The 25443-nt window shown below is 40.1% G+C and carries 22 protein-coding genes; 16 read left to right on the top strand and 6 right to left on the bottom strand.

The genetic code is table 11. The features are described from left to right. The first annotated feature begins 5 nt into the window (after positions 1-5). The 5 genes from QSE00_RS22290 to acs all read left to right on the top strand — a co-directional run bounded on the left by QSE00_RS22290 (position 6) and on the right by acs (position 6149). Entirely contained in the window at positions 6-665 is a 660-nt protein-coding gene (locus tag QSE00_RS22290; RefSeq protein ID WP_286107563.1) for a class I SAM-dependent methyltransferase, read from the top strand. A 45-nt stretch (positions 666-710) separates the two neighbouring features. Next, positions 711-1787 (top strand): anhydro-N-acetylmuramic acid kinase, encoded by a 1077-nt coding sequence (locus QSE00_RS22285; RefSeq protein ID WP_286107562.1) that lies wholly within the window; start codon positions 711-713, stop codon positions 1785-1787. Positions 1788-1867: 80 nt separating this feature from the next. Further along, positions 1868-2128, top strand: coding sequence for a DUF4212 domain-containing protein (locus QSE00_RS22280; RefSeq protein WP_110356061.1), 261 nt, complete (start codon positions 1868-1870; stop codon positions 2126-2128). A 106-nt stretch (positions 2129-2234) separates the two neighbouring features. Next, positions 2235-3932, top strand: a complete 1698-nt coding sequence (locus QSE00_RS22275; RefSeq protein ID WP_286107561.1) for a sodium:solute symporter family protein — start codon at positions 2235-2237, stop codon at positions 3930-3932. A 309-nt stretch (positions 3933-4241) separates the two neighbouring features. Continuing rightward, positions 4242-6149, top strand: coding sequence for an acetate--CoA ligase (gene acs, locus QSE00_RS22270; RefSeq protein ID WP_286107560.1), 1908 nt, complete (start codon positions 4242-4244; stop codon positions 6147-6149). A gap of 516 nt (positions 6150-6665) precedes the next feature. Here acs and QSE00_RS22265 read toward each other — a convergent pair. Together QSE00_RS22265 and QSE00_RS22260 are read right to left on the bottom strand one after the other, a co-directional pair. Continuing rightward, positions 6666-7082, bottom strand: a complete 417-nt coding sequence (locus QSE00_RS22265; protein WP_110355872.1) for a response regulator — start codon at positions 7080-7082, stop codon at positions 6666-6668. Between the two features lie 13 nt (positions 7083-7095). Beyond that, a complete protein-coding gene (locus QSE00_RS22260) occupies positions 7096-9753 on the bottom strand; it encodes a PAS domain S-box protein (RefSeq protein ID WP_286107559.1) in 2658 nt (885 codons plus the stop codon). A gap of 429 nt (positions 9754-10182) precedes the next feature. Here QSE00_RS22260 and QSE00_RS22255 point away from each other — a divergent pair, with 429 nt between their 5' ends. Next, on the top strand, positions 10183-11484 hold the full coding sequence (locus QSE00_RS22255; protein WP_286107558.1) for an APC family permease: 1302 nt from the start codon (positions 10183-10185) through the stop codon (positions 11482-11484). 60 nt (positions 11485-11544) lie between these two features. Here the strand turns inward: QSE00_RS22255 and QSE00_RS22250 are convergent, their stop codons facing one another. Next, positions 11545-11781, bottom strand: a complete 237-nt coding sequence (locus tag QSE00_RS22250) for a hypothetical protein (protein WP_110355876.1) — start codon at positions 11779-11781, stop codon at positions 11545-11547. A 574-nt stretch (positions 11782-12355) separates the two neighbouring features. On the opposite strand from QSE00_RS22250, the gene msrA reads away from it, so the two are divergent. The 3 genes from msrA (at position 12356) to QSE00_RS22235 (ending at position 15964) form a co-directional block, all read left to right on the top strand. Then, a complete protein-coding gene (gene msrA, locus QSE00_RS22245) occupies positions 12356-13021 on the top strand; it encodes a peptide-methionine (S)-S-oxide reductase MsrA (protein WP_110355877.1) in 666 nt (221 codons plus the stop codon). A 222-nt stretch (positions 13022-13243) separates the two neighbouring features. Beyond that, positions 13244-14635, top strand: coding sequence for a 3-keto-disaccharide hydrolase (locus QSE00_RS22240; RefSeq protein ID WP_459076854.1), 1392 nt, complete (start codon positions 13244-13246; stop codon positions 14633-14635). After that, positions 14636-15964, top strand: coding sequence for a Gfo/Idh/MocA family oxidoreductase (locus QSE00_RS22235; RefSeq protein WP_286107557.1), 1329 nt, complete (start codon positions 14636-14638; stop codon positions 15962-15964). 74 nt (positions 15965-16038) lie between these two features. Here QSE00_RS22235 and QSE00_RS22230 read toward each other — a convergent pair whose 3' ends face one another. From QSE00_RS22230 to QSE00_RS22220, 3 genes are read right to left on the bottom strand one after another with little or no spacing between them, the layout of a single operon-like run. Beyond that, positions 16039-17553, bottom strand: a complete 1515-nt coding sequence (locus QSE00_RS22230; RefSeq protein WP_286107556.1) for a hypothetical protein — start codon at positions 17551-17553, stop codon at positions 16039-16041. A gap of 40 nt (positions 17554-17593) precedes the next feature. Beyond that, positions 17594-18190 carry a hypothetical protein gene (locus tag QSE00_RS22225; protein WP_286107555.1) on the bottom strand — a complete coding sequence of 199 codons (597 nt, stop codon included), beginning with the start codon at positions 18188-18190 and terminating at the stop codon, positions 17594-17596. After that, positions 18174-18716, bottom strand: coding sequence for an RNA polymerase sigma factor (locus QSE00_RS22220; RefSeq protein WP_286107572.1), 543 nt, complete (start codon positions 18714-18716; stop codon positions 18174-18176). Before QSE00_RS22220 ends, QSE00_RS22225 begins: the two co-directional genes overlap by 17 nt. Before the next feature lie 142 nt (positions 18717-18858). Between QSE00_RS22220 and QSE00_RS22215 the strand changes: the two genes are divergently transcribed. The 7 genes from QSE00_RS22215 to QSE00_RS22185 all read left to right on the top strand — a co-directional run bounded on the left by QSE00_RS22215 (position 18859) and on the right by QSE00_RS22185 (position 25251). After that, positions 18859-19767, top strand: a complete 909-nt coding sequence (locus tag QSE00_RS22215; RefSeq protein WP_110355882.1) for an aldose epimerase family protein — start codon at positions 18859-18861, stop codon at positions 19765-19767. 29 nt (positions 19768-19796) lie between these two features. Further along, a complete protein-coding gene (locus QSE00_RS22210) occupies positions 19797-20357 on the top strand; it encodes a DUF2911 domain-containing protein (RefSeq protein ID WP_110355883.1) in 561 nt (186 codons plus the stop codon). Between the two features lie 2 nt (positions 20358-20359). Beyond that, positions 20360-21406 carry a methylmalonyl Co-A mutase-associated GTPase MeaB gene (meaB, locus tag QSE00_RS22205; protein WP_110355884.1) on the top strand — a complete coding sequence of 349 codons (1047 nt, stop codon included), beginning with the start codon at positions 20360-20362 and terminating at the stop codon, positions 21404-21406. Between the two features lie 191 nt (positions 21407-21597). Then, positions 21598-22311 carry a glycosyltransferase family 2 protein gene (locus QSE00_RS22200; RefSeq protein ID WP_110355885.1) on the top strand — a complete coding sequence of 238 codons (714 nt, stop codon included), beginning with the start codon at positions 21598-21600 and terminating at the stop codon, positions 22309-22311. Further along, a complete protein-coding gene (locus tag QSE00_RS22195; protein ID WP_110355886.1) occupies positions 22312-22950 on the top strand; it encodes a lipid-A-disaccharide synthase N-terminal domain-containing protein in 639 nt (212 codons plus the stop codon). It abuts the gene before it with no gap. Beyond that, positions 22931-24574 carry an ArnT family glycosyltransferase gene (locus QSE00_RS22190; protein ID WP_286107554.1) on the top strand — a complete coding sequence of 548 codons (1644 nt, stop codon included), beginning with the start codon at positions 22931-22933 and terminating at the stop codon, positions 24572-24574. Before QSE00_RS22195 ends, QSE00_RS22190 begins: the two co-directional genes overlap by 20 nt. Further along, a complete protein-coding gene (locus tag QSE00_RS22185) occupies positions 24571-25251 on the top strand; it encodes a hypothetical protein (RefSeq protein WP_286107553.1) in 681 nt (226 codons plus the stop codon). The genes QSE00_RS22190 and QSE00_RS22185 overlap by 4 nt, the downstream gene beginning before the upstream one ends. Positions 25252-25443: the final 192 nt, after the last annotated feature.

The following is a 25443-nucleotide window of genomic DNA, read 5'->3' as shown; positions in this document are numbered from 1 at the left end:
TGGACATGGAAAAAAACACAATCGATTCTTGGAATAAAAATGCCCTTGAGTGGATCAAGGTAATTGACAATGCCGAAATCGAATCCAGAAAATTCACCAATAAAGCCATATTGGATGTTTTAGGAAATTCTTCTGCAATTAAAATATTGGATATGGGCTGTGGCGAAGGTTGGCTCACTAGAACCTTGATGGGGATGGGAAAATCTGCAGTAGGAATGGATGCCATTCCCCAATTATTGGAAAATGCAAAAAACAAAGGTCAAGGAACCTATTTTCAAATGTCCTACGAAGAAATAATATTGGAAAACCCTATCCCTAAAGCACCCTATGATGCAGCTGTTTTCAACTTTTGCCTTTATCAAAGGGAAGGGCTCAGCCAACTCCTAAGGCAAGTAAAAAAATCGCTATCGGAAAATGGTTATATCGCCATCCAGACCCTTCATCCTTTTTTCCTTTTAGAAAATGATTTGGGGTACAAAAGTCAATGGATCAACGATTCCTGGAAAGGACTTCCCGGCAATTTCACAGAAGGCCACTCTTGGTACGCCCGTACTTTTGAATCATGGATGTCCGTCTTCAAGAAAGCCGGACTTCAATTACATCAATGTCAAGAAGTCAACAACGATAACAACAAACCCGTTTCCGTAATATTTATACTCTCGTAATAAAATGCCCCAATTATAAACTAAAACAACACTATTAGGTTAAAGATGAAGATATATAAAGTTATAGGGTTAATGTCCGGCACCTCCTTGGACGGGTTGGACCTTGCATATTGCCATATATGGGAGACCTCCAACGCTTGGGATTTTGAAATTAAACAGACCCATAGTATTTCGTATAACGAAGAAATGCAGGAAAAACTAAAAAATTCAATTTTCCTCCCAGCAGACCAATTGCTGCGATTCCATAATTCCTATGGAACTTGGTTGGGAATACAAACCAAGGAATTTATAGAATCTCATGGGCTGGAAGTCGATTTTATAGCCAGCCATGGCCATACCACCCACCACCAACCCCAAAACGGACTTACTTTTCAAATAGGTTCTGGCCAACACCTGGCCAACGAAAGTGCCACCAAGGTGATCTGCGACTTCCGTACCAACGACCTTGCATTGGGAGGACAGGGTGCACCTTTGGTACCCATTGGCGATCAACTCTTTTTTGGGCAATATCACTATTGCCTTAATCTTGGTGGAATAAGTAATATTTCTTTTGAGCAAAACGGCAAGAGACGGGCATACGACATAGGACTCGCCAATATGATCCTTAACCATATCACCCAAAAAATAAAACTCAATTACGACAAAGGAGGCTCCTTGGCACGAACGGGAAAAATAAATCAACCCATGCTGGACCGTCTGAACAACTTGGAGTTCTATAAATTGCCATTTCCCAAATCTATAGGTTTTGAATGGTTTGTGGAGAAAGTAGTACCCATAGTGGATTCCACTTCGGATTCCATTGAAAATTTACTGCACACTGCCATTCACCATATTTGTGATCAGATAGCCATACAGGTAAATACTCAGAATAATAAAACAAATAGAAGCTTATTTGTTACCGGGGGAGGTGCTTTAAACACTTTTCTGATGGACTGCCTACAAGAAAAATTGGGTCCTGAAACAATGGTTGTTTCCCCATCAAAAACGCTGATCGAATTCAAGGAAGCTCTGGTATTTGCCCTCATGGGCGTTTTGCGGGAAGAACAAAAAAACAATTGCCTGAGTTCCGTAACGGGTGCCAAAAGGGATTGTTATGGTGGGGTTATTTATTTGCCGGCATAAAACATATCGTTTGGTATATTAATTCAAATACTTATCTTGGGTACCTAATCAATCTACCAACATCTAACAAAAGGGTAAAAATGAGTGAAAAACAAAAAAAGGCAACCGCCTATTGGAAGGAAAATGTACGCTATCTGTTTATTCTTCTAGCCATATGGTTTGCAGTATCATTTGGGGCCGGAATCATCTTTAAAGATGCCTTGAACAATATAAAGATTGGTGGCTTCAAATTGGGCTTTTGGTTTGCCCAACAAGGCTCTATATATGTCTTTGTAGTATTGATTTTTGTTTATGTTCGTCTTATGAACAAGTTGGACAAAAAGTATGGTTACAACGAATAGGCGTTTTGATTCTTCCAAATTCTCTTATCAACACCAAAATCCCTTTGGGCCTACCACCCAATTGACAAAAAATATAATCCAAAATATCAACCAAAAAACTTAAAAAATGAGTGTTCAAGTCTGGACGTACCTTCTCGTAGGAATCACCTTTACCCTATATATTGGAATAGCTATCTGGTCCAGGGCCGGATCAACCAAAGAATTTTATGTTGCCGGTGGAGGTGTATCCCCACTTGCCAACGGAATGGCAACGGCAGCCGATTGGATGTCCGCAGCCAGCTTTATTTCCATGGCCGGAATAATTGCATTTGCAGGTTATGACGGTTCCGTTTATCTGATGGGCTGGACCGGAGGATATGTGCTATTGGCTTTACTCCTTGCCCCCTATTTGCGGAAATTCGGAAAGTTTACCGTTCCCGATTTTATAGGGGATCGCTACTATTCCAACACCGCACGTATGGTGGCCGTTTTCTGCGCCTTAATAGTTTCCTTTACCTATGTGGCCGGACAAATGCGCGGTGTAGGGGTAGTCTTCTCCAGATTTTTGCAGGTTGATATCAATACCGGGGTGATCATTGGTATGATCATAGTACTTTTTTATGCCGTTTTAGGGGGCATGAAGGGAATCACCTATACCCAGGTAGCACAATACTGTGTACTTATATTTGCCTTTATGGTCCCGGCTATTTTTATATCCTTCCAAATGACAGGCAATCCTGTTCCGCAACTTGGAATGGGATCTACCTTAAACGATGGTTCCGGAACCTTTTTAATGGATAGGTTAAACGGACTCTCCACCGAGTTGGGTTTTGCCGAATATACAGATGGAACCAAATCGGTCATCGATGTTTTTGCCATCACCTTGGCTTTGATGGTAGGCACGGCAGGATTGCCCCATGTTATTGTTAGGTTCTTTACTGTTAAAAGAGTTAAGGATGCCAGGAAATCTGCCGGACTGGCCTTGTTGCTTATCGCAATACTTTACACCACCGCCCCCGCTGTTTCCGTTTTTGCCAAAATAAACTTAATAGATACGGTGAGCAATGAAGAATACAGCCTTATGCCTGCCTGGTTCAAAAACTGGGAAGAAACGGGATTATTGACCTTTGATGACAAAAACAAGGATGGCATCATTCAATACGTGGCCGATAAAGACAAGAACGAACTAACGGTGGATAATGATATTATGGTGCTGGCCAATCCAGAGATAGCCAACCTTCCCGCTTGGGTAATTGCCCTAGTGGCTGCAGGAGGACTGGCAGCAGCATTGAGTACCGCTGCCGGACTGTTATTGGTTATTTCGGCCTCCGTTTCCCATGATTTGATCAAAAAAGTTTTTAAACCCAATATTTCTGAAAAAGGCGAACTTTGGGCAGCAAGGGGTGCCGCTACCGTAGCAGTTGTAATTGCAGGGTATTTTGGAATCCACCCCCCTGGCTTTGTGGCGGCTGTAGTGGCCCTTGCCTTTGGACTGGCGGCCGCATCCTTCTTTCCTGCCATCGTCCTTGGAATTTTTTATAAAAAAATGAACAAGGAAGGTGCAATCGGCGGTATGATAGTAGGAATTAGTCTAATGCTATTTTATATGGCCAAATTTAAATTGGGCTGGTTGGGAGAAATCCCGGATAAGTCGGAATGGTGGTTCGGGATATCGCCAGAAGGCTTTGGAACCGTTGCCATGATCGTGAACTTTGTGGTGGCTTTGGTCATCAATAGATTTACCCCGGAACCTCCAGAGGAAGTGCAGGAAATAGTAGAGAATATAAGGATTCCCAGTGGTGCTGGAGAAGCCGTGGACCACTAACGGTCTTGTGGAAAGGTTAAGGGCAGCTTCCTGGAAACTTACAACCATTATTAAGGCTTTTTGCCTATTTAATAACGGAAAAGTAAACTACCTCGGGGCAAGCCCACGAGGCATTCATAGGAAGCGAACTTTAATTTTCGAGGCAAGCCTCGGGGTATTATACCTTTGGCGGTGCCAATAAATTGGTCATCCCGACTTTGACCGTTTTAAGAGTTTCTCAGAAAAACAGCCTTTCCATAATAAAATCCTTGAATGAAACCGTTCTTTTATGGATGATTTATATAAATTTATAGAAATTTTTTAAACACGATGAGCAATTATCACATTAAACATTTAGAAGAGTACTACCAAGTTTATCGAAAATCGGTTCGAGAACCAGAAAATTTCTGGGGTGAAGTGGCCGAAGAACATTTTTTATGGAGAAAAAAATGGGACAAAGTTTTAAGTTGGGATTTTGAAAAGCCGGAGATAAAATGGTTTCAAGGTGCGCAGCTTAACATTACTGAAAATTGTATAGATAGGCATCTCCTTACCCGAGGCGAAAAAACGGCCATTATATTTGAGCCTAACAATCCGGAGGAGGAAGCCCAGCATATTACCTATCATCAATTACACGAGCGCGTCTGCCAATTGGCCAATGTATTAAAGGACCAAGGCATTAAAAAAGGGGATCGGGTGTGTATTTACCTTCCCATGATTCCGGAATTGTCCATTGCCCTTTTGGCCTGTGCCAGAATAGGGGCTGTTCATTCAGTAGTGTTTGCAGGGTTCTCGGCAACCGCACTGTCCACACGCATCAATGACAGTGACTGCAAACTGGTTATAACTTCAGATGGCTCCTATAGAGGGGCAAAATCCATTGACCTTAAAGGAATTGTAGACGAGGGACTTGAGGATTGCCCCGGGGTTGAAACGGTTTTGGTGGTAAAGCGTACCAATGCCGAAATAAACATGAAGGAAGGTCGCGATAAATGGCTCCAACCTTTGTTGGAGAATGCCTATTTGGATTGTGTTCCTGAAATAATGAATGCCGAAGACCCTTTATTCATATTGTACACCTCTGGTTCCACAGGAAAACCTAAGGGAATGGTACATACTACCGCTGGCTATTTGGTGTATACGGCCTATACGTTCAAAAATGTTTTTCAGTATACCGAAAACGATGTCTATTGGTGTACCGCCGATATCGGTTGGATTACCGGGCACAGTTATATTGTTTACGGTCCCTTGGCCAATGGCGCCACTACCATTATGTTCGAGGGGGTACCCAGTTATCCAGATTTTGGGCGCTTCTGGGAAATTGTGGAAAAACACAAGGTGAACCAATTTTATACGGCACCTACAGCTATACGGGCCTTGGCTAAACAAAACATATCCTTTGCAGAAAAACACGACCTCTCTTCTTTAAAAGTATTGGGCTCCGTTGGAGAACCCATCAACGAAGAGGCTTGGCATTGGTACAATGATGTTATAGGTAAAAAGAATAGTCCAATTGTGGATACTTGGTGGCAAACAGAAACAGGAGGCATTATGATAACTCCCATACCTTATGTAACCCCCACCAAACCCACCTATGCTACCCTCCCATTTATTGGGATACAACCGGCATTGATGGACGAGCAGGGCCAAGAACTCAAAGGCAACCAAGTAGAAGGTCGGCTTTGTATCAAGTTCCCATGGCCGGGAATGGCACGTACCATTTGGGGCAATCACGATCGGTATAAGGAAACCTATTTCACAGCCTTTCCCAACAAATACTTTTCTGGGGATGGCGCGTTAAGGGACGAGGTGGGATATTACAGGATTACCGGTCGTGTAGATGACGTAATCATCGTATCTGGCCACAACCTGGGTACCGCCCCAATAGAGGATGCCATAAACGAACACCCTGCCGTGGCGGAATCTGCTATAGTAGGTTTCCCTCATGATATAAAGGGCAATGCCCTTTATGGCTATGTAATCCTTAAAGAAACGGGAGAATCACGTAACCACGATAATTTAAGGAGCGAGATCAACCAAATCATTACGGAGCACATAGGCCCCATTGCCAAACTGGATAAGATACAATTCACTTCTGGCTTGCCCAAGACCCGGTCCGGCAAGATCATGAGACGTATATTGCGTAAGATTGCCAGTAGGGACATGAACAATTTGGGAGATACCAGCACTCTGCTAAACCCAGAAGTAGTAGAAGAAATTAAGGACAACGTACTATAATTATTTGGTGGGGCATTGCCACTTTATGCAATAACATAAAGTGGCCGTGCTTTCCGCTATATCTTTTTTATGCCCAGGACATCAAAGATGTTTTTAATACTTTCCCCATTGGCCTAAAAAAGGATGCCGCTACAATCACTAATGCGGCTTACTTCAAAGAATACTCCCTCCCCTATCCAATTAGTATTGCCCCCCTTAAAACAAGGTAATAATTAAAGCGCTCCGAAATACTACAGAAATTAAAGACTGGACCTTAAAAAGAACCGGTTGAATATAAGAAAAGACAAGCATCTACTTTCCAAGGAACAACGACCTTATAATTTATGGGCAAAGGGCAATATGTTTGTCCTACTTACCTAAAATCCAACTATGAAACGGAATAACTCTATTTTACACCTGCCACTGACCACCCCATTATAATGGAACAATCCTACCAACTTATACAAAGGAGAATAAGGCACATGAAAATCCCTTCCAATGAACGAAGGGCTTAAATATAATCCACAAGCAATTCAATTACAATGCTCCGCTACTATCCAATTCCCTGATAATACCCGTTAACTGATCGTGGGTTATTGGTTTCACAATATAATCTGTAATTTCACTTATTTTCTTTGCCCTATCAATATCAACGGGGTCTACAGATGAAGACACCATATATATCGTTATTTTTTTTCCCAACTTTGGCTTTATCCTTACATATTCCTCCATAAACTGAAATCCGTCCATTATAGGCATGTCAATATCCAAAAAAATCACATCGGGAAGCTCCTTATCATTGTGTAGATTGTCCAACATAAAATCCAATGCCTCCTCTCCATCGGAAAAAACCATAATACTATCGGTTAACTTTAAGGATCGCAATGTTTTTACCATTGTAAACTGATAAATGTCGTCGTCGTCAACAATACATACATTTAAAGTACTATTCATTATATCTAAATATCTAATTAAAATTAATTTTAAAGGTGGTACCCACATCTACTTCACTTTCTGCCGATATAGACCCACCATGCGCCTCGACCTGCATTTTAGTCAAGAACAAACCTATCCCCTTGGCATCGGGATGTCTATGAAAGACCTTGTTTAGACCAAACAATTTATGCCCATGCCTTTTTAAATTGATACCCTGCCCATTGTCCGAAACCTTCAGGAACTTTATACCTTTTTCAATACCCGATGACACAAATATCTTAGGTACCCTATCGGAACTCCTGTATTTCAGGGCATTTCCTACCAAGTTAAGAAAAATACTTTCTAAATAAATTTTATTATAGGCAATTTGTGGAAAATTTGTAAAATCACTTTTAATTTCGGCCCCTGTTCCCATAATTTCACCAGATAATATTTCCTGTGTTTTAACCATGACCGAATTGAATTCAATATCCTCCAGTGTTTCCTCGGTATTATCCTTCTTTATATTTAAGGCCTCTACTAAGGTATTGAGCGTTAGTGTAAGGTGATTTATAACGGTTTCAAATTTTTCAAAAAGATCCACACGCTCCTCTTCACTTTCGGCAAGTTTGTAGAAACCTAAAAGTGAATTTAGGTTGCTCACCGGGGCTCTTAAGTTGTGTGAGGTTATATGGGTGAAATCGGCCAATTTTGCGTTTTTTGAAACCAATTTTTTAGAAAAAATTTCCAGTTCTTCCTTGGCCTTCAATATTCTTCGCTCTGCCAATTTTTGGGACGTAATATCCCTAATGGCAGCGGATACCAATACTCCTTCCTCCGTTTTAAGTGGGCTAAGACTAATTTGTATAGGAATTAATTCCCCTTTCCTGTTAATTCCATATAAATCCTTTCCTTCACCCATATCCCGTGTTTTGGGATTGGCAAAGAAATCCGACCGATGTTCGGAGTGTTTGCCCTTATAATCTTCGGGAATAAGAATTTCCACGGGTTCACCCGCTAATTCCTTAGCACTATAACCAAATAATTTTTCCGCCTGCTTATTGATCATATGAATTTTCCCGGCTTCATTTACGATCACCATGGCATCAGGAGCCGATTCCAACAGTCCACGAAATTTTATTTCCGCCATCCGTTGTTCCGTTACATCCTGACAAGTACCTACCAATTCAATTACCTCCCCAGCGTCATTGGTTATAATTTCTGCCAAAAGCTGAATATTTTTTACCGTCCCATCCATTAACTTGATCCGATGCAATAAATCCGGGAATTTTTTTTCCTTCAAGGAATATTGCACATGGTCTGTTACCATTTCCTTGTCCTCAGGATGCACGAATGAAAAATAGGTATCGTAAGTCAACCGAGTCTCTTCTTCAACATTAAAAATCTCATATAAATTGGAAGACCATATCACATCATTCGTAATTGTATTCCATTGCCAGTTGCCGATCATGGTTAAACGTTCCGCAAAATTGAGTAGCTGATTTTTTCGTAATAATTCAACCTCCGCATGTTTCCTTTCCGTTATATCGGAGGCTACATTTAAAAATCCGATCAATTCACCTTCTTCATTTTTAATGGCCGATAATGTTACCTGAACCGTTAGTCTAGTACCATCTTTCTTAATATAGGTCCATTCCCTAACATCAAACTCATTTTTTTCTGCCAATTCCTTTAAAGGATCAAAATGACGCGGGTCTTGTCCATATTTAAGGGACATATCCAACATGAATTTTTCCACCTCTTCCTTCACTGTATAAACACCGGGTGCTTTTTTTCCGATTATTTCAGAAGCAGAATAACCCAATAATTTTTCCGCACCATGATTGAAGCGGTTTATAATCCCTTTATCGTTGGTTGTGATAATGGCAACGGTCTTGGAATTGAATATGGCCCTTAATTCGGCATTGGCCTTACTCAATGCATGCTCGGACAACTTTCTATTATTAATATCCTGGAAGACCCCAAAAAGGCCAACGCATTTTCCATCAACAAATTCTCCATTTCCTATGGCCCGTACCCATATAGAAGCGCCTTTAGCAGTCACTATTTCAACTTCAATATCAAAAGGTTCCCCTGTTGCCATGATTTCTTGCATTACCCTTTGGATGGTATCCCGACTCTCTCCTTGCTTATAAAAGTTTATGGCAGATTCCAAACTCGGTTTATAATCTTCGGGCACCTCGTGAATCTCACACACCATCTTACTCCAATAAACTTCATTCTTTATAAGATTCACTTCCCAAGTACCTATACGGGCCACTTCGTTGGTCTTGTCCAATATTTCGATCATGCGGGCCCTTTCCCTTTCCTTTTCTTTCTGAATTGTAATGTCTCCGGTATGCATAAGCAAACCACCAATCTTATCCTCCGAAATATACCAAGGCCGTACATCCCAATAGATCCACTGTATAGTCCCATCTGCACGCTTAAACGGTGCCTCCTCACAAATATCTATAGCTCCATTAAGACATTTTTGGTGGTTTATTTTCCAATCTTCCCCAATTTCCGGAAATATATCATAATGTGAACGGCCAATTATTTCCTTGCCTTCCATTTTATAATCCGATATCCAGCGTTGGGATACTGCAATATAACGCATGTCCCTATCCAACATCGCGATGGCCGTAGGTGCCTGTTCAATAAAGATCTTATTATATTCCCCACTTAATTTTAAATCATTTTTGTGCATACTCAATCCCTAAGATTAATGAAAAAATTTCCAAAAATTAACGTTTATTGGTATTTCCAAATCAGTAATATGAAAGAAGTACCTTTAATTATATCCAACTACAAGACCAGGTCGAAATACATACATATGGCCCTAAAATTCAAGTACTTGTTTAAAATTCGTTTCCAATTGTTAAAATTAGCACATTTTTCCTACATAAAATGGAGACGACCAATCTTTAAGGTCCATTTAATGAAATTAATAACACTACGGAACCCTTGGCCTTATAGAGCCGGAGGAATAAAATTAACTTGGATCGACCATTAAACGTTACACATTCCACTTAAGGAATTCCATGGATAACAGCACATTCCGGAACACCTTTTAAGGCCAAAATCCATTATCCATAAAATCAGTATATTAGATTGCCCCTATAAAACAAATCGACCAATGCAAGAAACCAATGAACATTTAAAAAGGGAGGTCGGTGTTTGGGGCCTAAGTGCCAACTTAGTAAATATTATGATCGGCGCCGGCATTTTTGCCTTACCTGCCATAGTTGCTGCCGGACTAGGTACTTCCAGTATTTACGCTTATTTATTCTGTGGTCTGTTAATTGCCTTGGTAATGCTCTGTTTTGCCGAAATAGGTAGTAAAGTAACTACTTCAGGAGGTGCCTACACCTATATTGAAACAATTTTTGGACCCTATTGTGGTTTTCTAACGGTAATTCTATTTGCGCTTTCCGCCTTATCGGCAGACGGTGCCGTTGCCAATGCCTTGGTAGACGTTTTGGGGTCTATTTTTCCCTTTTTTAAATCCAATTTTGTTAGGACGTTCGTTTTTGTTATCCTATTTGCAGGACTGGGCTATATTAACGTTAGAGGAATTAAGGAGGGAATGGTTTTGGTTAAAACAATTACCCTCACCAAACTTATTCCTCTCCTATTACTGGTTTCCTTTTCATGGGGTCATATTTCCTTGGAAAACCTTATAATCGATTCTACCCCGACAATTTCGGAAGTAGGTGCTATATCCCTGATTCTGTTTTTTGCCTTTCAGGGCGCCGAGACCGGATTGTCTATAAGTGGCGAGGTTAAAAAACCCAATAGGACTATTCCAAGAGCTATATTTATAAGTATCTCTGGGGTTTTAATCCTGTATATATTAATACAAACGGTTTCACAGGGCGTGCTAGGGGATACCTTGGCCACTTATACCGAAAATCCCTTAAGCGTGGTGGCACAACAGGTGTTTGGCCCCGTGGGTTTGACCATAATCACAATAGGAGCTGCCATTTCTATGCTAGGAAATTTAAGTAGTGAAGTATTGAGTATGCCGCGGGTACTTTTTAGGGCCTCAAAAGACAATGTACTTCCCCTAAGACCACTCTCTAAAATCCATGACCGATATTCCACCCCCTATATCGCGATAATTACATATGCTACAATAGGATTCTTATTGGCCTCCCTGGGAGGGTTTGAACAATTGGCCGTTATTTCAAGTGCATCTATCTTATTGGTCTATCTAGGTGTATCCCTTTCTGTAATAAAATCGAGAAGAAAATCGGGTAAATCTACCAAACCGGAATTTCAAATACCTGGAGGTTACTTGGTACCCATATTGTCGATTATCATCATTGTTTGGTTGCTATCCAACCTAGAGCCCAAAGAGGTTATTGGATTTGGGGTTTATATTGCGTTGCTTACTTTGCTATACTTCCTTAAGGATAAATTCGGGAAGGGAAAATAGGGGTAACAACACGACCCAATAACTTAAAATCAAAATGTATAGAGGTATTGTACGCTGTAATTAAGCCAATTTAGCCTTGTTCAATTTTGTAGTGAAAGACAATTCTTTTTTAATCTTCGAATTTTTGAACATGTACAAACGAGCCACTTTGTTCTCGTTTTTAACAGTAACTTCATTTGGAGTGGCAGTAACAATACTCATGGTAGCCGTTTCAACCTTTACTTCCTGTCCAACATTGTTGGCTTGAGCAGTTACTCCGATAAAAAGAACAAAAATTAAAGTTAAAAGCGTTTTCATGATGCGTTGTTTTGTTATGTAAATTTAACGCCACATGCACCCACGTATAGGTCACAAATCGTTTAAACCCCCTTATTTTTCGGTATCTGACAAATCTCTCGATTAAGTGCAGAGAATGCTCGGTGAATGAAAAGTAGGTTGGTAATCGCTAATCGATGATATCTGTTTTTAATCGGTTATTCCTACAGCATATTTGATATCGAAAGCCTTATTCAATCCAACATTGTAGTATAAAACTGATATTTATACCATATTAAAAATTGTATTACTCCATATCTGGCATCCATCATTTCCATACGCCCAGCCTCGGTTGAATGTGAATACCTTTTATCGATAAAAATCCTTTCCCTTCCCTAAAGGCTGAAATAGAAATGATATTTTAATACTTTTAAGCAGAAAAACGTAAGTATTTTGGATATACGGACACTAAAGAAAAAAATATTTACAAGCAATACATTTGGTTAAACTGCCTTACCTTTAAAAAGGCAGGATTTTTGTTGTTAGATAATTGTTGCCCCATCCAAGTTGGTTGGACCACAAAAAATAGCATATAATAATTGTAAGAAATTCACCTATGAGACTTTTACAGATTACCCTATTCACCATTTTGGGATTGACGGCAAGCAGTTGTCTATCAAAAACCAAAACGGACCAAAAAACTGAAATGCTCACGGAACACACTCCAAGTGAACTTCAGGAATATGAAACCGCCTATTTTGCCAGCGGCTGTTTTTGGTGTGTAGAAGCGGTTTTTGAAAGTGTTAAGGGGGTCAAGGAAGTCGTATCCGGATATTCGGGTGGCAAGGAAAAAAACCCCACTTATGAACAGGTGGGTTACGGCCGAACCACCCACGCCGAAGCGGTAGAGGTTTATTACGATCCGAAAGTCATTTCTTTTGAAACCTTGGTAAAAGTATTTTTTGGTTCCCATGACCCCACTACTTTAAATAGACAGGGACCCGACAAAGGTGCTCAATATAGATCCATTGCCTTCTATAAAAATGACTCCGAAAGAAAAATCATAAAGGACTATATTGCCCAATTGGCTAAGGATAAAGTCTATTCAGCACCCATAGTTACGGAAGTAAAACCCTTTAGTGTTTTTTATGAAGCCGAGGACTATCACCAGGATTATGAAAAAAACAATCCCAACAATTCCTATATACTAAACGTATCCGTACCAAGATTAAAAAGATTTCAGGCCAAATTTCCTGAATTATTAAAGGAGGGGTCCCATTAAATTAACCACATCACAAATTTTGGAATCAAGGCCCAATGGTTACCACCTAACCTCACTGGGAGAGTGTTTATAGGTTGTGCCCAGGCAGGTAACAATAAGCGGGAACATCCATTTTCTAGTCGATTTTTAATTTAACGATTGGGCTAATTTTAGTGTATAAAGACAATATTTAATCACTTTTTTATACCTTTCAAGCTCACATTTTAAAATAAGATTAAAAAAATGAAAGTACGATCAAAAATCCCATCCTTTTTATTTGCCACCCTCTTGATGGGATCCTTATTAATAAGTTGCGCAGGAACGGAAAAGGACTCCACACCATGGATCAATTTATTCGACGGTAAGACCCTAAATGGTTGGAATCAAAAAGGTGGAGTAGCCAAATACGAAGTGGTCGATGGCACTATTGTTGGAACCACAGTTCACAACACTCCCAATTCCTTTTTGACGACCAACAAAATGTACGGGGACTTTATTCTAGAATTGGAATATAAAGTTGATCCATCCATGAACTCTGGAATCCAGATTAGGAGCAATAGCCTGCCAACGTACATGGACGGTCGAGTACACGGATACCAAGTAGAAATAGATCCATCAGAAAGAGCATGGAGTGCGGGTATTTATGATGAAGCCAGAAGGGGTTGGTTAAATCCGTTGGACAATAATCCAAAGGCACAAAAAGCCTTTAAACAAAATGATTGGAATCACTACAGAATTGAAGCTATAGGGGATACCATAAAGACATGGATCAACGACGTACCTGCCTCCTATTTAATTGATGATAAAACTGCAAGTGGCTTTATTGCGCTTCAGGTTCATGGCATTGGAAAAGATAAAACCGAAGGAACCCAAATTGTTTGGAAGAATGTAAAAATACTAACAGACAATTTGGAAACCTATTCCAGAAAAACACCTTTGACCCCTATTACCACTAAGAACAAACTTACAGTGGGTGAAGAAAAAGACAATTGGAAATTGTTATGGGATGGGGAAACTACCAAGGGTTGGCGTGGTGCACGATTGGATGGTTTTCCTGAGTCGGGATGGGAAATTGAAGACGGTATTCTTACGGTATTGCCATCAGGCGGTGAAGAATCTGCCGCTGGCGGCGATATAGTAACCACAGATCTTTATGGCGATTTTGAATTAAAAGTGGATTTTAAGCTTTCCGAAGGTGCCAATAGTGGTATAAAGTATTATGTGAATACCGATCTTAATAAAGGACCTGGATCTTCCATTGGTCTTGAATATCAAATTCTGGACGATGCTCGCCATCCAGATGCCAAGTTGGGAAATCACGATGGCAGCAGAACCGTAGCTTCGCTTTATGATCTTATCCAGGCAGACCCCAACAAGCCGATCAATCCCATTGGGGAATGGAACACTGCACATATCAAATCGATCAACAACCATGTTGAACATTGGTTAAATGGAACCAAGGTTTTGGAGTATGAAAGGAAAAGTGATGATTATCGTAAATTGGTATCCGAAAGTAAATATGTGAAATGGCCAAATTTTGGCGAAGGAGACCAAGGTCACATCCTGCTTCAAGATCATGGGGATAGGGTTTCTTTTAAAAACATTAAAATTAAGAGCATAAACAAAAGCGAATAAATGAAAACGAGAAGAGATTTTATTAAAAAAACGGCAGCAGGCAGCGCTGCCCTTAGCTTGGGTGGTTTAATAATGCCAAGTATGGGTTACAGCAATATCATCGGGGCCAATGACAGAATAAATGTTGCGGTCATTGGGGTGAGAAGCAGGGCCAAGGCCCACTTCGTGGCCATACATAAAGACCCCAACGCCAAAATACTCTACAGTTGTGATGTAGATGACCAAATCTTGGAGGAGCACAATGTATGGTGCAAAAAGAATATAGGTTATATTCCCAAGGTAGAAAAGGACTTTAGAAAGGTATTGGAGGACAAAAAAGTTGATGCCGTTTTCATAGCAACCCCAGAGCATTGGCATGCTCCAATGGCTATCATGGCCTTGCAAGCAGGAAAACATGTTTATGTAGAAAAGCCCTGTAGCCACAATCCACACGAAAATGAACTATTGGTTGCCGCACAAAAGAAATATGGCAAAAAGGTGCAAATGGGAAACCAGCAGCGTTCCTCCCAAAGCTCCGCATTGGCAGTTAAGGAAATACGTGAAGGTATCATTGGAGAAGTGTACAAAGGGAAAGCCTATTATTCCAGCAATAGGGGTTCTATTGGTATTGGGAATAAGATAGAGGTCCCTAGCACATTGGATTGGGATTTATGGCAAGGACCGGCACCTAGGGAATCCTACAGGGACAATGTACATCCATACAACTGGCATTGGTTCCGTACCTGGGGCACTGGGGAAATCCACAACAATGGCACCCATGAAATTGATATTTGTCGTTGGGCATTGGGTGTGGACCTTCCTAACAGTGTAACCTCCTTTGGCGGTAAATACACCTTTAAAGACGATTGGGAGTTTGTGGACAACCAACAGGTTACCTACAAGTATGATAATGATAAATTTATTACCTGGACTGGTCATAGTAGGGGCCTGATAAAACCGGAGCAACCTGGAAGGGGAGCCACTATTTACGGAAGTAAGGGAATGATTACTTTGAGTAGAAATGAATACAACCTTTATAATCTGGACGGTAGTTTAATCAAGAAGGTGGAAGAAGGGGTTAAAAGTGCTACTACCAATACCATGGGAATGGGTGGTTTGGATGTTAATCACATCCACAATTTCTTCAGTGCCATACGTCAGGACACTTCCTTGAATTCCGACATAAATGATGCCAGTATTTCCACTATGCTCTGTCATTTAGGTAATATTGCCCAAGACGTGGGTAGGACCATTCATATCAACCCAACCACGGGTAAGGTTAAGAATGATGATGAGGCCATGTCCCATTGGAAAAGGGAATATCAAAATGGATGGGAGCCTACATTGTAATACTTGTAGTTCCTATAAAAAAGAGGGGGATTTTCTATCGAAAATCCCCCTCTTTTTGGTCATGATCATTCCCTTTACTGTAGAACAACTTCCGTAAACTTGGAATTTATGATAATGGACTTGCCACTACTCTTGTTTATATGATATCCCTTACTCAGGGTATTATAACCATTTTTAGTTTTTACCAATTGTAGCTCCTTTGGGTAAACCAAATCCGAATTGCTACCGTTTACCGCAATATTAAATGCGGTTTTGGGCAATATACACCGTAATTCGGCATTTTGTAGGTTGATATCCAGATCGGTAAAATCCTTGGAAATGGACTTAATGGTCAATGGGCCGAAATTATTTTTTATAAAGGCCTTGTTCAAAAGGTTATCAATATTCACGTCGGAAAAAGTAGCACTAAGGGTAAGGTTTTCAACCTCCTTGATATTTACATTCTCTGAGTAATCTGCCTTTAATTTACCATAGTTCCATTTTTGCACACTAACCGGCGAATAGGAAACATCAATATTGGTTTTATCCCCGTCAATGGTAGTGGCCAATAAGGTGGAATAGGATAAAGTAGCACTTAGATTTTTGGTGTTATCGGCCAAAATAACTTCCCCATGTCTTACGTTCATCTTTATTTTGGTCGATTTTGGCAATCTAATCTTAATGGTTTTCTTGACCTTAAAATTTTTATCCCCTCCCTTTTTTACTGAATAGAAAACATTGGGTGCATTGGGGTGGGGTATGTCCAAAACTACAAATTCACTATTAACCCCATTTACCGTATCGATCTCAATAGTAATTGTCTTGTTATTATTTCCAATATCTTTTGCCCGTTGTTTCAACTCCATAGCCCTCCCCCTATGCTCTAGTACTTTTTCGGCTATTTCCACTCGTTGCTTTTGTAGATACTGTAATTTCTCCAAACGCTCTTGTTGGGCATGTTCCCTATTCCTTTCCATTTCAAGTCTTCTTTTATGGATTTCAGCCTGCTTTAATTCCATATGCTTGCTCCATTCTTTCATTTTACGCTGATAGTCCTTATCAAAACCTTTGTCAAATTCAGTTTTCCACTTCTTTAAATAGGCTTCCCCATCCTTTTTATAGGCTTCATAATCAAAAGGTTGTATGTTCATTGGGGGAAGTGGAGGCAATTCCATCACTTCTGGCAACTCTGGCAGTTCTACAAGTGGTGCTATGTTCTGGGCTCCCCCTACCCCATTAAATTGATCTAAAAAATCGATATCTATATTATCCGTATTATAAGTGATGAATTCTTGGCGCCCCATACCTGTGCTTACACTTATCCCCTTACTATTCCCTACAATCTTAACGGGTTCATTGTTGAAGTAATTGTTGGCCTCCGCCTGCGAGACATCTTCCAATTCCACCACGGCCACAACATCCACTTGATCCTTGTTCCACGTTTCAAATTCTATATCGGCATAACTGGTGTTTATTTCCAATACCACGTCATTGGCCACATTAAAATTCTCATGAAATGTTCTGGATTGTTTTTGGGCGTGTACACCACTTGTAGCAGTTACTAGAGCTATGGTCACCATAACTCCAATTTTCTCGAATATGTTCTTCATCTGTACTATTTTATTTTTCCTTTTTAACTCCATAACCTTTTTATATTATGGTAACCAGGTCTTTTACTCCTGCCTCGTCCCCAATTTTTTTCAGTTCCTGTAACTTATCCCTTAGTTTGTGCAGTAATTGTAATCTCAGTTGTAAATTCTTGATCAATGCCGTTATAGTCAGATCATTGGGGCCTATTTCATTTAATTCTATATTCAATTTTTTATACTCAACATTTAATTCCTCCAACCGCTCCATAAAACTATCCACCAAGGCCTTGTTACGATCTGAAATGTTTAATTGGGAAATCTCCAAATTGATATTGACCATATAGTAATTTTCAACCTTTTTTAAATCCGGGGAAAGATCGCCGAGAGAAATACCCCTTTCTTCCGTGGCGGAGTTGTTTTTTTCTACTATAATTGTTTCCAAAGGCTCTGTGTTATTCCAATTCATAAAAATGTAGGCTCCTAAGCCAGTCAACATAATTATGGAAGCCGCAATTTTAAACCATGGCAAGGATGGCCCCTTAGCAACCGGTAGTTCCACTTCCATTCGTTTTATAAAACGCTGTTCATGCCCATCCTTCATGGATTGCACTATTTCCGTATTGGAATTCTTGAACATATCTCTAAGATCTTGCGACATACTTACTCGATTTTAACATTTCCTTTAATTGTCCTTTTCCCCTTAATAGCCTTGTTCTACATGCGGTATAACTTATACCCAGTATTTCGGATATCTCATTGTGATCGTACCCCTCTACCAAAAATAACTGTACCACATATCTGTATTTATCGGGCAACCCCGCTATGGCATGCATTACCTCCTTTACCGTGACCGAATCCTCTACGGACCAATCCTCATCTTCGGCCACATGCATATACCCTTCATTCAATTCCACTGTTTTAAGTTGTTGCGATTTTAAAAAGTCGATACTCTTGTTTACTACGATCCGCTTTAACCAGGCCCCAAAACTTACCTGGCCCTTATATTGGTTTATTTTTTGAAAAGCCTTAATAAAGGACTCTTGGACAATATCTTCCGCATCGTCCGGATTTTTTATAAATCGCATGGCAACACAGAACATGCCCGGACAATACTGATTGTACAGTTTTAATTGCGCTTTGCGATTATTACGTTTACATTGTTCTACAATATCAATCTGAAACATTCTGGCCAGTTTCTTTGGTTGGCGGGAGGGTTTTACAACACCTAGAGCATTCCCCATAAATCCCAATTACCTAAAGGACGATGGAATGATCGAAATGTTGCAAAAAATAGTATTTTTATCATAAATCTTAAAAAGAACTATCTTGAATCAAGTTACAATAAAAAACAGTTTCATCACGCTTACCGTATTGGACTATGGGGCTATCATCCAAAAAATGGTCTTAAAAAACAAAGAGGGCGTAGATACCAATGTGGTGGTTGGCTTGGAAGAGCCTGACAAATATTTAAACGATAACAAATCACTGGGAGCCTGTATCGGCAGATACGCTGGTAGAATTTCTAAAGGAGGTTTTAAAATCAATAACATCGATTACCCCATTTTTTCAAAGGACGGGGTTCACCTTCACGGTGGACAAAAAGGCTTTGGAAAGAGATATTGGACCATAGAGCAGGTGCACGATGGGGACAATCCCTTTGTAAAATTGGGTTACCTCAGCAAGGATATGGAGGAGGGCTATCCTGGAAATCTGAAGGCCACGGTGACCTATAAGCTGGTAGGTTCATCCTTGTTTATAATTCACGAGGCCACAACGGATAAGGCCACGCCGGTAAACCTTACCAACCATTCCTATTTTAACCTGGACGGTGCCGAAACCATAGACCATTGGGATCTAAGGTTGTCATGTTCGCAATATTTGGAAACGGATGCAAAACTTCTGCCTACAGGAAAATTGATTTCCGTGAATAATTCAAAATATGATTTCCTCGAAATGAAAAAAATTGGTCAAGTCCGTTTGGACACACCCTTTGTTATGGATTCCGGTCAAGAAAAAGGTACCGTATTGGCATCCGATAGATCCGGTTTATCCATGGAAGTCATTACCGATCAACCAGGCGTTGTTGTCTATACCCCGACCGCCTTTGCCGCCATCTGTTTTGAAACGCAAAATTACCCGGATGCACCCAACCAACCCCACTTTCCCAATAGTATTCTGCAACCTGGAGAAACCTATCACAATGGAAGCGAGTTTAGGTTTAGTTTCGTAAATTAGAAGAATTAACCTAACTAAAATCCGAGGATATGAAATTTCTTAAGTGGTTACTAATAGTTATCGTAGTGTTGGTATTGGCCTTTTTTTTATTTGGAAAATCCTATCTAAAGGAACAGACAAAAAAGATCAGTCCAGAAAAAACGGTTACCTATAGCAAAAATGGAATGGATCTAACCGTAAATTACAGCAGCCCCTTTAAGAAAAATCGTGTAATCTTTGGGGAGTTGGTTCCCTATGATGTGGTATGGAGAACGGGCGCAAATGAGCCTACCACCTTTACTACGGGCAATAATATTAAAATAGGGACCAAAAGCCTACCGGCTGGAAGTTACTCTTTATGGACCATACCTGGCAAGGAGGGCTGGACCTTTATTTTCAATAACGAAATCCCGGATTGGGGTGTGACTATTTTTAGTGGCGGAAAAAAAACAAGCAGAAATGCCGACGCAGATGTTTTACAAATAAGTGTCCCGGTACAACAACTGCCACAAACCGTTGAAAGTCTAACTATAGATTTTGAGGATAACGAACAACTTCACCTAAGTCTTGCCTGGGACCATACCAAAGTAAGCCTTCCCATTAATAAGTAGATTTGATCACCAATAAAAACACCGACGGAAATAGCAACTCTAAAAACAAAACTTTTAGAAAAAAGAGTCCGTCTACGGCGGACTTGGTTCAAGGTATATTAAATGGTGATATAGCCACCTTGGCCAGGGCTATTACGTTGGTGGAAAGCACCAACATTGCACATTTTCAAAAAGCTGATGACATTATAAACCAATGCCTTCCCCATAGTGGCAAAAGCATACGAATTGGAATAACCGGAGTTCCCGGGGTAGGAAAAAGTACCTTTATCGAAACCTTTGGCACCCACCTTACGGCCCTGGGCAAAAAAGTGGCCGTACTGGCAGTAGATCCTACTAGTACCATTAGCAAGGGAAGTATTTTGGGAGACAAGACCCGAATGCAGGAACTGGTGAAGGATAGGAATGCCTATATCCGTCCGTCCCCTACAGGTTATTCTTTGGGCGGAGTTGCCCGAAAAACCCGTGAAACCATAATCCTGTGCGAAGCCGCCGGCTTCGATACTATTCTAGTGGAAACAGTCGGGGTGGGACAAAGTGAAACAGCAGTACATGGGATGGTAGATTTCTTTTTATTATTGAAATTGGCCGGGGCCGGCGATGAACTACAGGGTATAAAAAGAGGCATTATGGAAATGGCAGATGCCATTGTTATCAATAAGGCAGATGGCAAGAACATTGAACAGGCCAACTTGGCCAAAGTTGAATTTAGCAAGGCACTGCATCTCTATCCCCCAAAAGAAAACGGTTGGACCCCTAAAATCCTTAGCTGTTCCGCTATTCAAAAAAAGGGAATAACTGAAATATGGGAAGTTATCAAAGCCTACATAGACGATAAACCAGGCCTGGACGGAATATTGGAAAAAAGGAAAATACAAAACAAATACTGGCTACTACAGACCATTGAAGACCGGCTAAAGCAACAATTTTATGAAAACAAAAACATAAAAAACCATTTGGAACAAATGATAAAATTAGTTGTGGATGGCAAAATATCACCATTCAACGCTGCTGAAAAATTGTTACGTTTGTCCAAGGAACCCAATTCCTAAGAATATTCTGGGACCAAGTACCTGTAGATTCATACCCGGAGGAATAGGCTATTTCCATGTATTGAATGTCATATTTTTATTCCAATAACACCTCCCAAATAAGAACTAAGGCCCAATACCGCATAGGTTGACAAAGTTGATTATCTTTGGCCCTAAATTTTAAATACAAAAGCCCTTATCCTTTTTATAAAATGAATTACGAATTCACCATAATTATACCTGTCTACAATGAAGAAGATAATTTGGAACGCGTTGAAAAGGAGCTAAAGGAGTACTTGGTTGTTTGCACTAAGAAAGCAAAAGTATTGTTTGTAAACGATGGCTCCAAGGATAAGAGCCAACAATTAATTGAGGCCATTTGCCAAAGAAACGAAGCTTTTAGTTTTGTGAAATTTGCCCAGAACAAAGGGTTGAGTGCCGCCATTAAAGCCGGCTTTGACTATACGGATACCCCTTTGGTAGGCTATATAGACTCTGACCTACAAACCTCTCCGGAAGACTTCAACCTACTCCTTGAGCATATAGATCAATATGATCTTGTAACAGGGGTAAGGGCAGATAGAAAAGATTCCTTCGTCAAGAATGCCTCCTCTACCATTGCCAATAGTATACGTAGAGCGTTTACAAATGATGGAATGGACGATACCGGATGTCCACTAAAGGTCATAAAAACGGATTACGCCAAAAGAATCCCTATGTTTAAAGGTTTACATCGATTTTTACCTGCCATGATCTTGTTGCAAAATGGCACCATTGTACAAATTCCCGTTCGTCACTTTCCCCGTATGGCAGGAACGGCAAAGTTTGGTCTTTGGAACAGGTTATTGGGCCCCCTTATGGATTGTTTTGCCTATTTATGGATGAAGAAAAAATATATTAACTATCAAGTAGATAAAATAGGGTAAATGGCAGATTGGATGGTTTATGCAATTGGATTCATTGCCCAAATTCTGTTTTCCAGTAGAATGGTGGTACAATGGGTGCTATCGGAAAAGAACAAAAAAGTACTTACCCCTAGACTATTCTGGCAATTAAGTTTATTGGCCTCATTCCTGTTATTCGTCTACGGCTGGTTACGTGACGACTTTGCCATTATGTTGGGACAGGCCATTACCTATTTTATATATATCCGAAACATCCAGTTACAGGGTGAATGGACTAAGTTACCCCGGGCCTTTAGGGTTTTTCTATGGGTTTTTCCAGCGATAATCATAGTTTATGGCTACAATAACAATGCCTATGACCTACGGAATTTCTTCCAAAACGAAAATATTCCAACATGGCTACTATTGTTGGGAAGTATAGCCCAGGTAATTTTCACCTTTCGGTTCATATACCAATGGATCTATTCCGAGAAAAAGAAAACCTCCAGCCTTCCTTTCGGTTTTTGGCTGCTAAGTCTGGTCGGGGCATCCCTAATCCTAACCTATGCCATTTTCAGGAAGGATCCCGTCCTATTTGCAGGCCATTCATTGGGAATGATCGTTTATTTAAGAAATTTAATTATCCTTAAAAATGAAGTTCATGACGTGGTTGAAAAATAATCCAATTGCACTGATCTTACTCGCGGGAATCACCATTTTTCTATTTCAATTAAACGTTATTCCCGTCACTATCATGGAAGCCAGAAATTTTATTACGGCAAGGGAAATGATTACCGACGGCAATTGGTTACTCACCACTATGAACAATCTTCCTAGATATGAGAAACCACCTTTACCTAGTTGGATCACCGCTATTTTTGGATTGTTATTTGGGCTGGAAAATACAGCTGCTCTAAGGCTACCGACCATGCTCATGGCCATATTTTTGGGATATATGGGGTATAAATTTTCAATGCAACTACTGAACAATAAAAGACATGCACTTATAAATGCCCTTATTCTTTTAAGTTCATTCTACATAATCGTCATTACCATTGAGGCTCCTTGGGATATTTACACCCATGGATTTATGCTGACAGGAATCTATTTTTTATATAATTTTTTTGCCCTGCCCGGGAACAATTGGAAGAATAGCCTATTGGCCGCCATTTTCATTGGCCTATCCTTTATGAGCAAGGGACCTGTTTCCCTATACGGTCTTCTCTTACCTTTCCTCCTAGCCTATGGGTTTGTCTTTAAATATGAGGGCTTTGGATTGAGCAGGAAATATGTCCCCTTGGTTGCCATGATCGTCCTGGCGAGTATTATTGGTATATGGTGGTTCCTGTACGTTCGCCTTGCCGACCCCGATGCCTTCTTGGCCATAACGAAAAAAGAAACGGCCAATTGGTCCAGCTACAATGTACGCCCCTTTTATTATTACTGGAGCTTTTTTATTCAGAGTGGAATTTGGACCATACCAGCCCTCACAGGTCTTTTATATCCTTATCTTAAAAATAGGGTAAGTGATAAAAAGGTTTACCGTCTTACCTTTCTGTGGACCATTTTTTCAGTAATACTACTTTCCGTCATCCCAGAAAAAAAGGCTAGATACCTTGTCCCTGTTCTAATACCCCTAGCCATGAATACAGGTTTTTACATGGAATATGTCATTGGGAATTTCAAAAACGCCTTTGCAAAGAAAGAAAGAATACCTGTGTACTTTCATTTTGGATTATTAGGGCTTGTAGGTATTGCTTTTCCCCTTGCGGCATATTTCTTCCTAAAGGGTGGGTTAAGTGAATATTGGGGATATTACACCCTATCATCCGCGGTAATATTCACCATAGGGATTTTACTTTTCATCCAATTAAAAAAGAAGCACCTTTTTAACTGCTTTTTGTTGACCATAGCCTTGGTGGGCGCCATAAAATCCCTGGCATTGCCACTGTCCGGGGCCTTGGACAGAAACACCCAATATAAAGGTATTTCAAACCTAGCGACTTCCAAGGCATACGAGGGTTTGAAAATCTATTGTTTTGGAGACATTGCACCTGAAATGATATGGGACTACGGTAGGGCAATCCCCGTCCTTAAAGGGGATGAGGAAATACGAATACCCGAAGGCCAAAAATTTGCCGTTTTGGTGATTCCAGTAGAAGAAAATGAATTTAAACGTATCTTTGACCCGGAATATAGGCTTACATTAAAAAGTGTGTACGACCTAAATTACAATGCCGACCCAGGGACCAAAGGACATAAGAACCGTTTGATAAGTAATTTATATATAGTTCAAAAACGATGATGAATATCTTTTCCAAAATTGAAAAAATAGGATACATTATTCTATTGGCAATTGTTTTGTTTGGTCTTTTTTTAGGCCTAAGGGACGACATTTTTTTTGATGTTAACTATGCCCAGGAAGATGGACCTGTTGAATGGGGTACGGCCATAATGCTATTTGGTATTTTTTTACTTTCCCTATACCACCTATTAACTTTATGGAACTCCAAAAAATTATTGTGGAAACTGGGAACCTTCCTGTTTGTAGTACTTTTTCTTTTTGCCGCAGGTGAGGAAATATCATGGGGACAACGCATATTCGGAGTGGAATCAAGCGAGTTTTTTATAGAAAACAATGCCCAGGGGGAAACCAACCTGCATAATCTTGTGGTAGGTGAAAAGAAAATAAACAAAATCATCTTCAGTCAGTTATTATTCCTAGTGATGTTTATTTATCTTATTATAACCCCTATCCTATTTAGAAAATATAAATGGTTTAAAAATTTGGCAAGTACTTTTGCAGTTCCTATTGTTAAATGGCATCATACCATAGCTTTTCTAGTGACCACAATTTTGGTTGCACTTAACCCTGCAAGCCGTAAATGGGAGGTGTACGAATTGGCATTCGCTGCAATCTTTTTCCTGATTTTTCTAGGCCCCTTGAACAAGGATATTTTTGAACGGGAACAACCAAAATAAGGTAGGCATAAAAGATTCACATACATGGAATGGAATCTTGGATCAAGACTGGTATTTGGAAACGGCCTTTAAAAAGGCACCTTCAGAGGTAGATTAAATACTTGATATTCAGCATATTAATTCGTATTTTAGATAAAACAAAACCCCGAATATGAGTCTCCAGCTCTAAAAACGGGGTATTATCCTAATTAC

The organism is Arenibacter flavimaris (genome assembly GCF_030291335.1).
In the GTDB taxonomy this organism is placed as follows: domain Bacteria; phylum Bacteroidota; class Bacteroidia; order Flavobacteriales; family Flavobacteriaceae; genus Arenibacter.
The sequence above is the reverse complement of the archived record's forward strand: the minus strand, read 5'-3'. Positions and strand labels throughout refer to the sequence as shown.

Coding starts and splice junctions, on each gene's coding strand:
- QSE00_RS22235 (WP_286107557.1), top strand. CDS start 14,636: ATGAAAACGAGAAGAGATTTTATTAAAAAAACGGCAGCAGGCAGCGCT.
- QSE00_RS22200 (WP_110355885.1), top strand. CDS start 21,598: ATGAATTACGAATTCACCATAATTATACCTGTCTACAATGAAGAAGAT.
- msrA (WP_110355877.1), top strand. CDS start 12,356: ATGAGACTTTTACAGATTACCCTATTCACCATTTTGGGATTGACGGCA.
- QSE00_RS22280 (WP_110356061.1), top strand. CDS start 1,868: ATGAGTGAAAAACAAAAAAAGGCAACCGCCTATTGGAAGGAAAATGTA.
- QSE00_RS22285 (WP_286107562.1), top strand. CDS start 711: ATGAAGATATATAAAGTTATAGGGTTAATGTCCGGCACCTCCTTGGAC.
- QSE00_RS22250 (WP_110355876.1), bottom strand. CDS start 11,781: ATGAAAACGCTTTTAACTTTAATTTTTGTTCTTTTTATCGGAGTAACT.
- QSE00_RS22195 (WP_110355886.1), top strand. CDS start 22,312: ATGGCAGATTGGATGGTTTATGCAATTGGATTCATTGCCCAAATTCTG.
- acs (WP_286107560.1), top strand. CDS start 4,242: ATGAGCAATTATCACATTAAACATTTAGAAGAGTACTACCAAGTTTAT.
- QSE00_RS22190 (WP_286107554.1), top strand. CDS start 22,931: ATGACGTGGTTGAAAAATAATCCAATTGCACTGATCTTACTCGCGGGA.
- QSE00_RS22185 (WP_286107553.1), top strand. CDS start 24,571: ATGATGAATATCTTTTCCAAAATTGAAAAAATAGGATACATTATTCTA.
- QSE00_RS22255 (WP_286107558.1), top strand. CDS start 10,183: ATGCAAGAAACCAATGAACATTTAAAAAGGGAGGTCGGTGTTTGGGGC.
- QSE00_RS22225 (WP_286107555.1), bottom strand. CDS start 18,190: ATGTCGCAAGATCTTAGAGATATGTTCAAGAATTCCAATACGGAAATA.
- QSE00_RS22275 (WP_286107561.1), top strand. CDS start 2,235: ATGAGTGTTCAAGTCTGGACGTACCTTCTCGTAGGAATCACCTTTACC.
- QSE00_RS22240 (WP_459076854.1), top strand. CDS start 13,244: ATGAAAGTACGATCAAAAATCCCATCCTTTTTATTTGCCACCCTCTTG.
- QSE00_RS22220 (WP_286107572.1), bottom strand. CDS start 18,716: ATGTTTCAGATTGATATTGTAGAACAATGTAAACGTAATAATCGCAAA.
- QSE00_RS22265 (WP_110355872.1), bottom strand. CDS start 7,082: ATGAATAGTACTTTAAATGTATGTATTGTTGACGACGACGACATTTAT.
- QSE00_RS22210 (WP_110355883.1), top strand. CDS start 19,797: ATGAAATTTCTTAAGTGGTTACTAATAGTTATCGTAGTGTTGGTATTG.
- QSE00_RS22260 (WP_286107559.1), bottom strand. CDS start 9,753: ATGCACAAAAATGATTTAAAATTAAGTGGGGAATATAATAAGATCTTT.
- QSE00_RS22290 (WP_286107563.1), top strand. CDS start 6: ATGGAAAAAAACACAATCGATTCTTGGAATAAAAATGCCCTTGAGTGG.
- QSE00_RS22230 (WP_286107556.1), bottom strand. CDS start 17,553: ATGAAGAACATATTCGAGAAAATTGGAGTTATGGTGACCATAGCTCTA.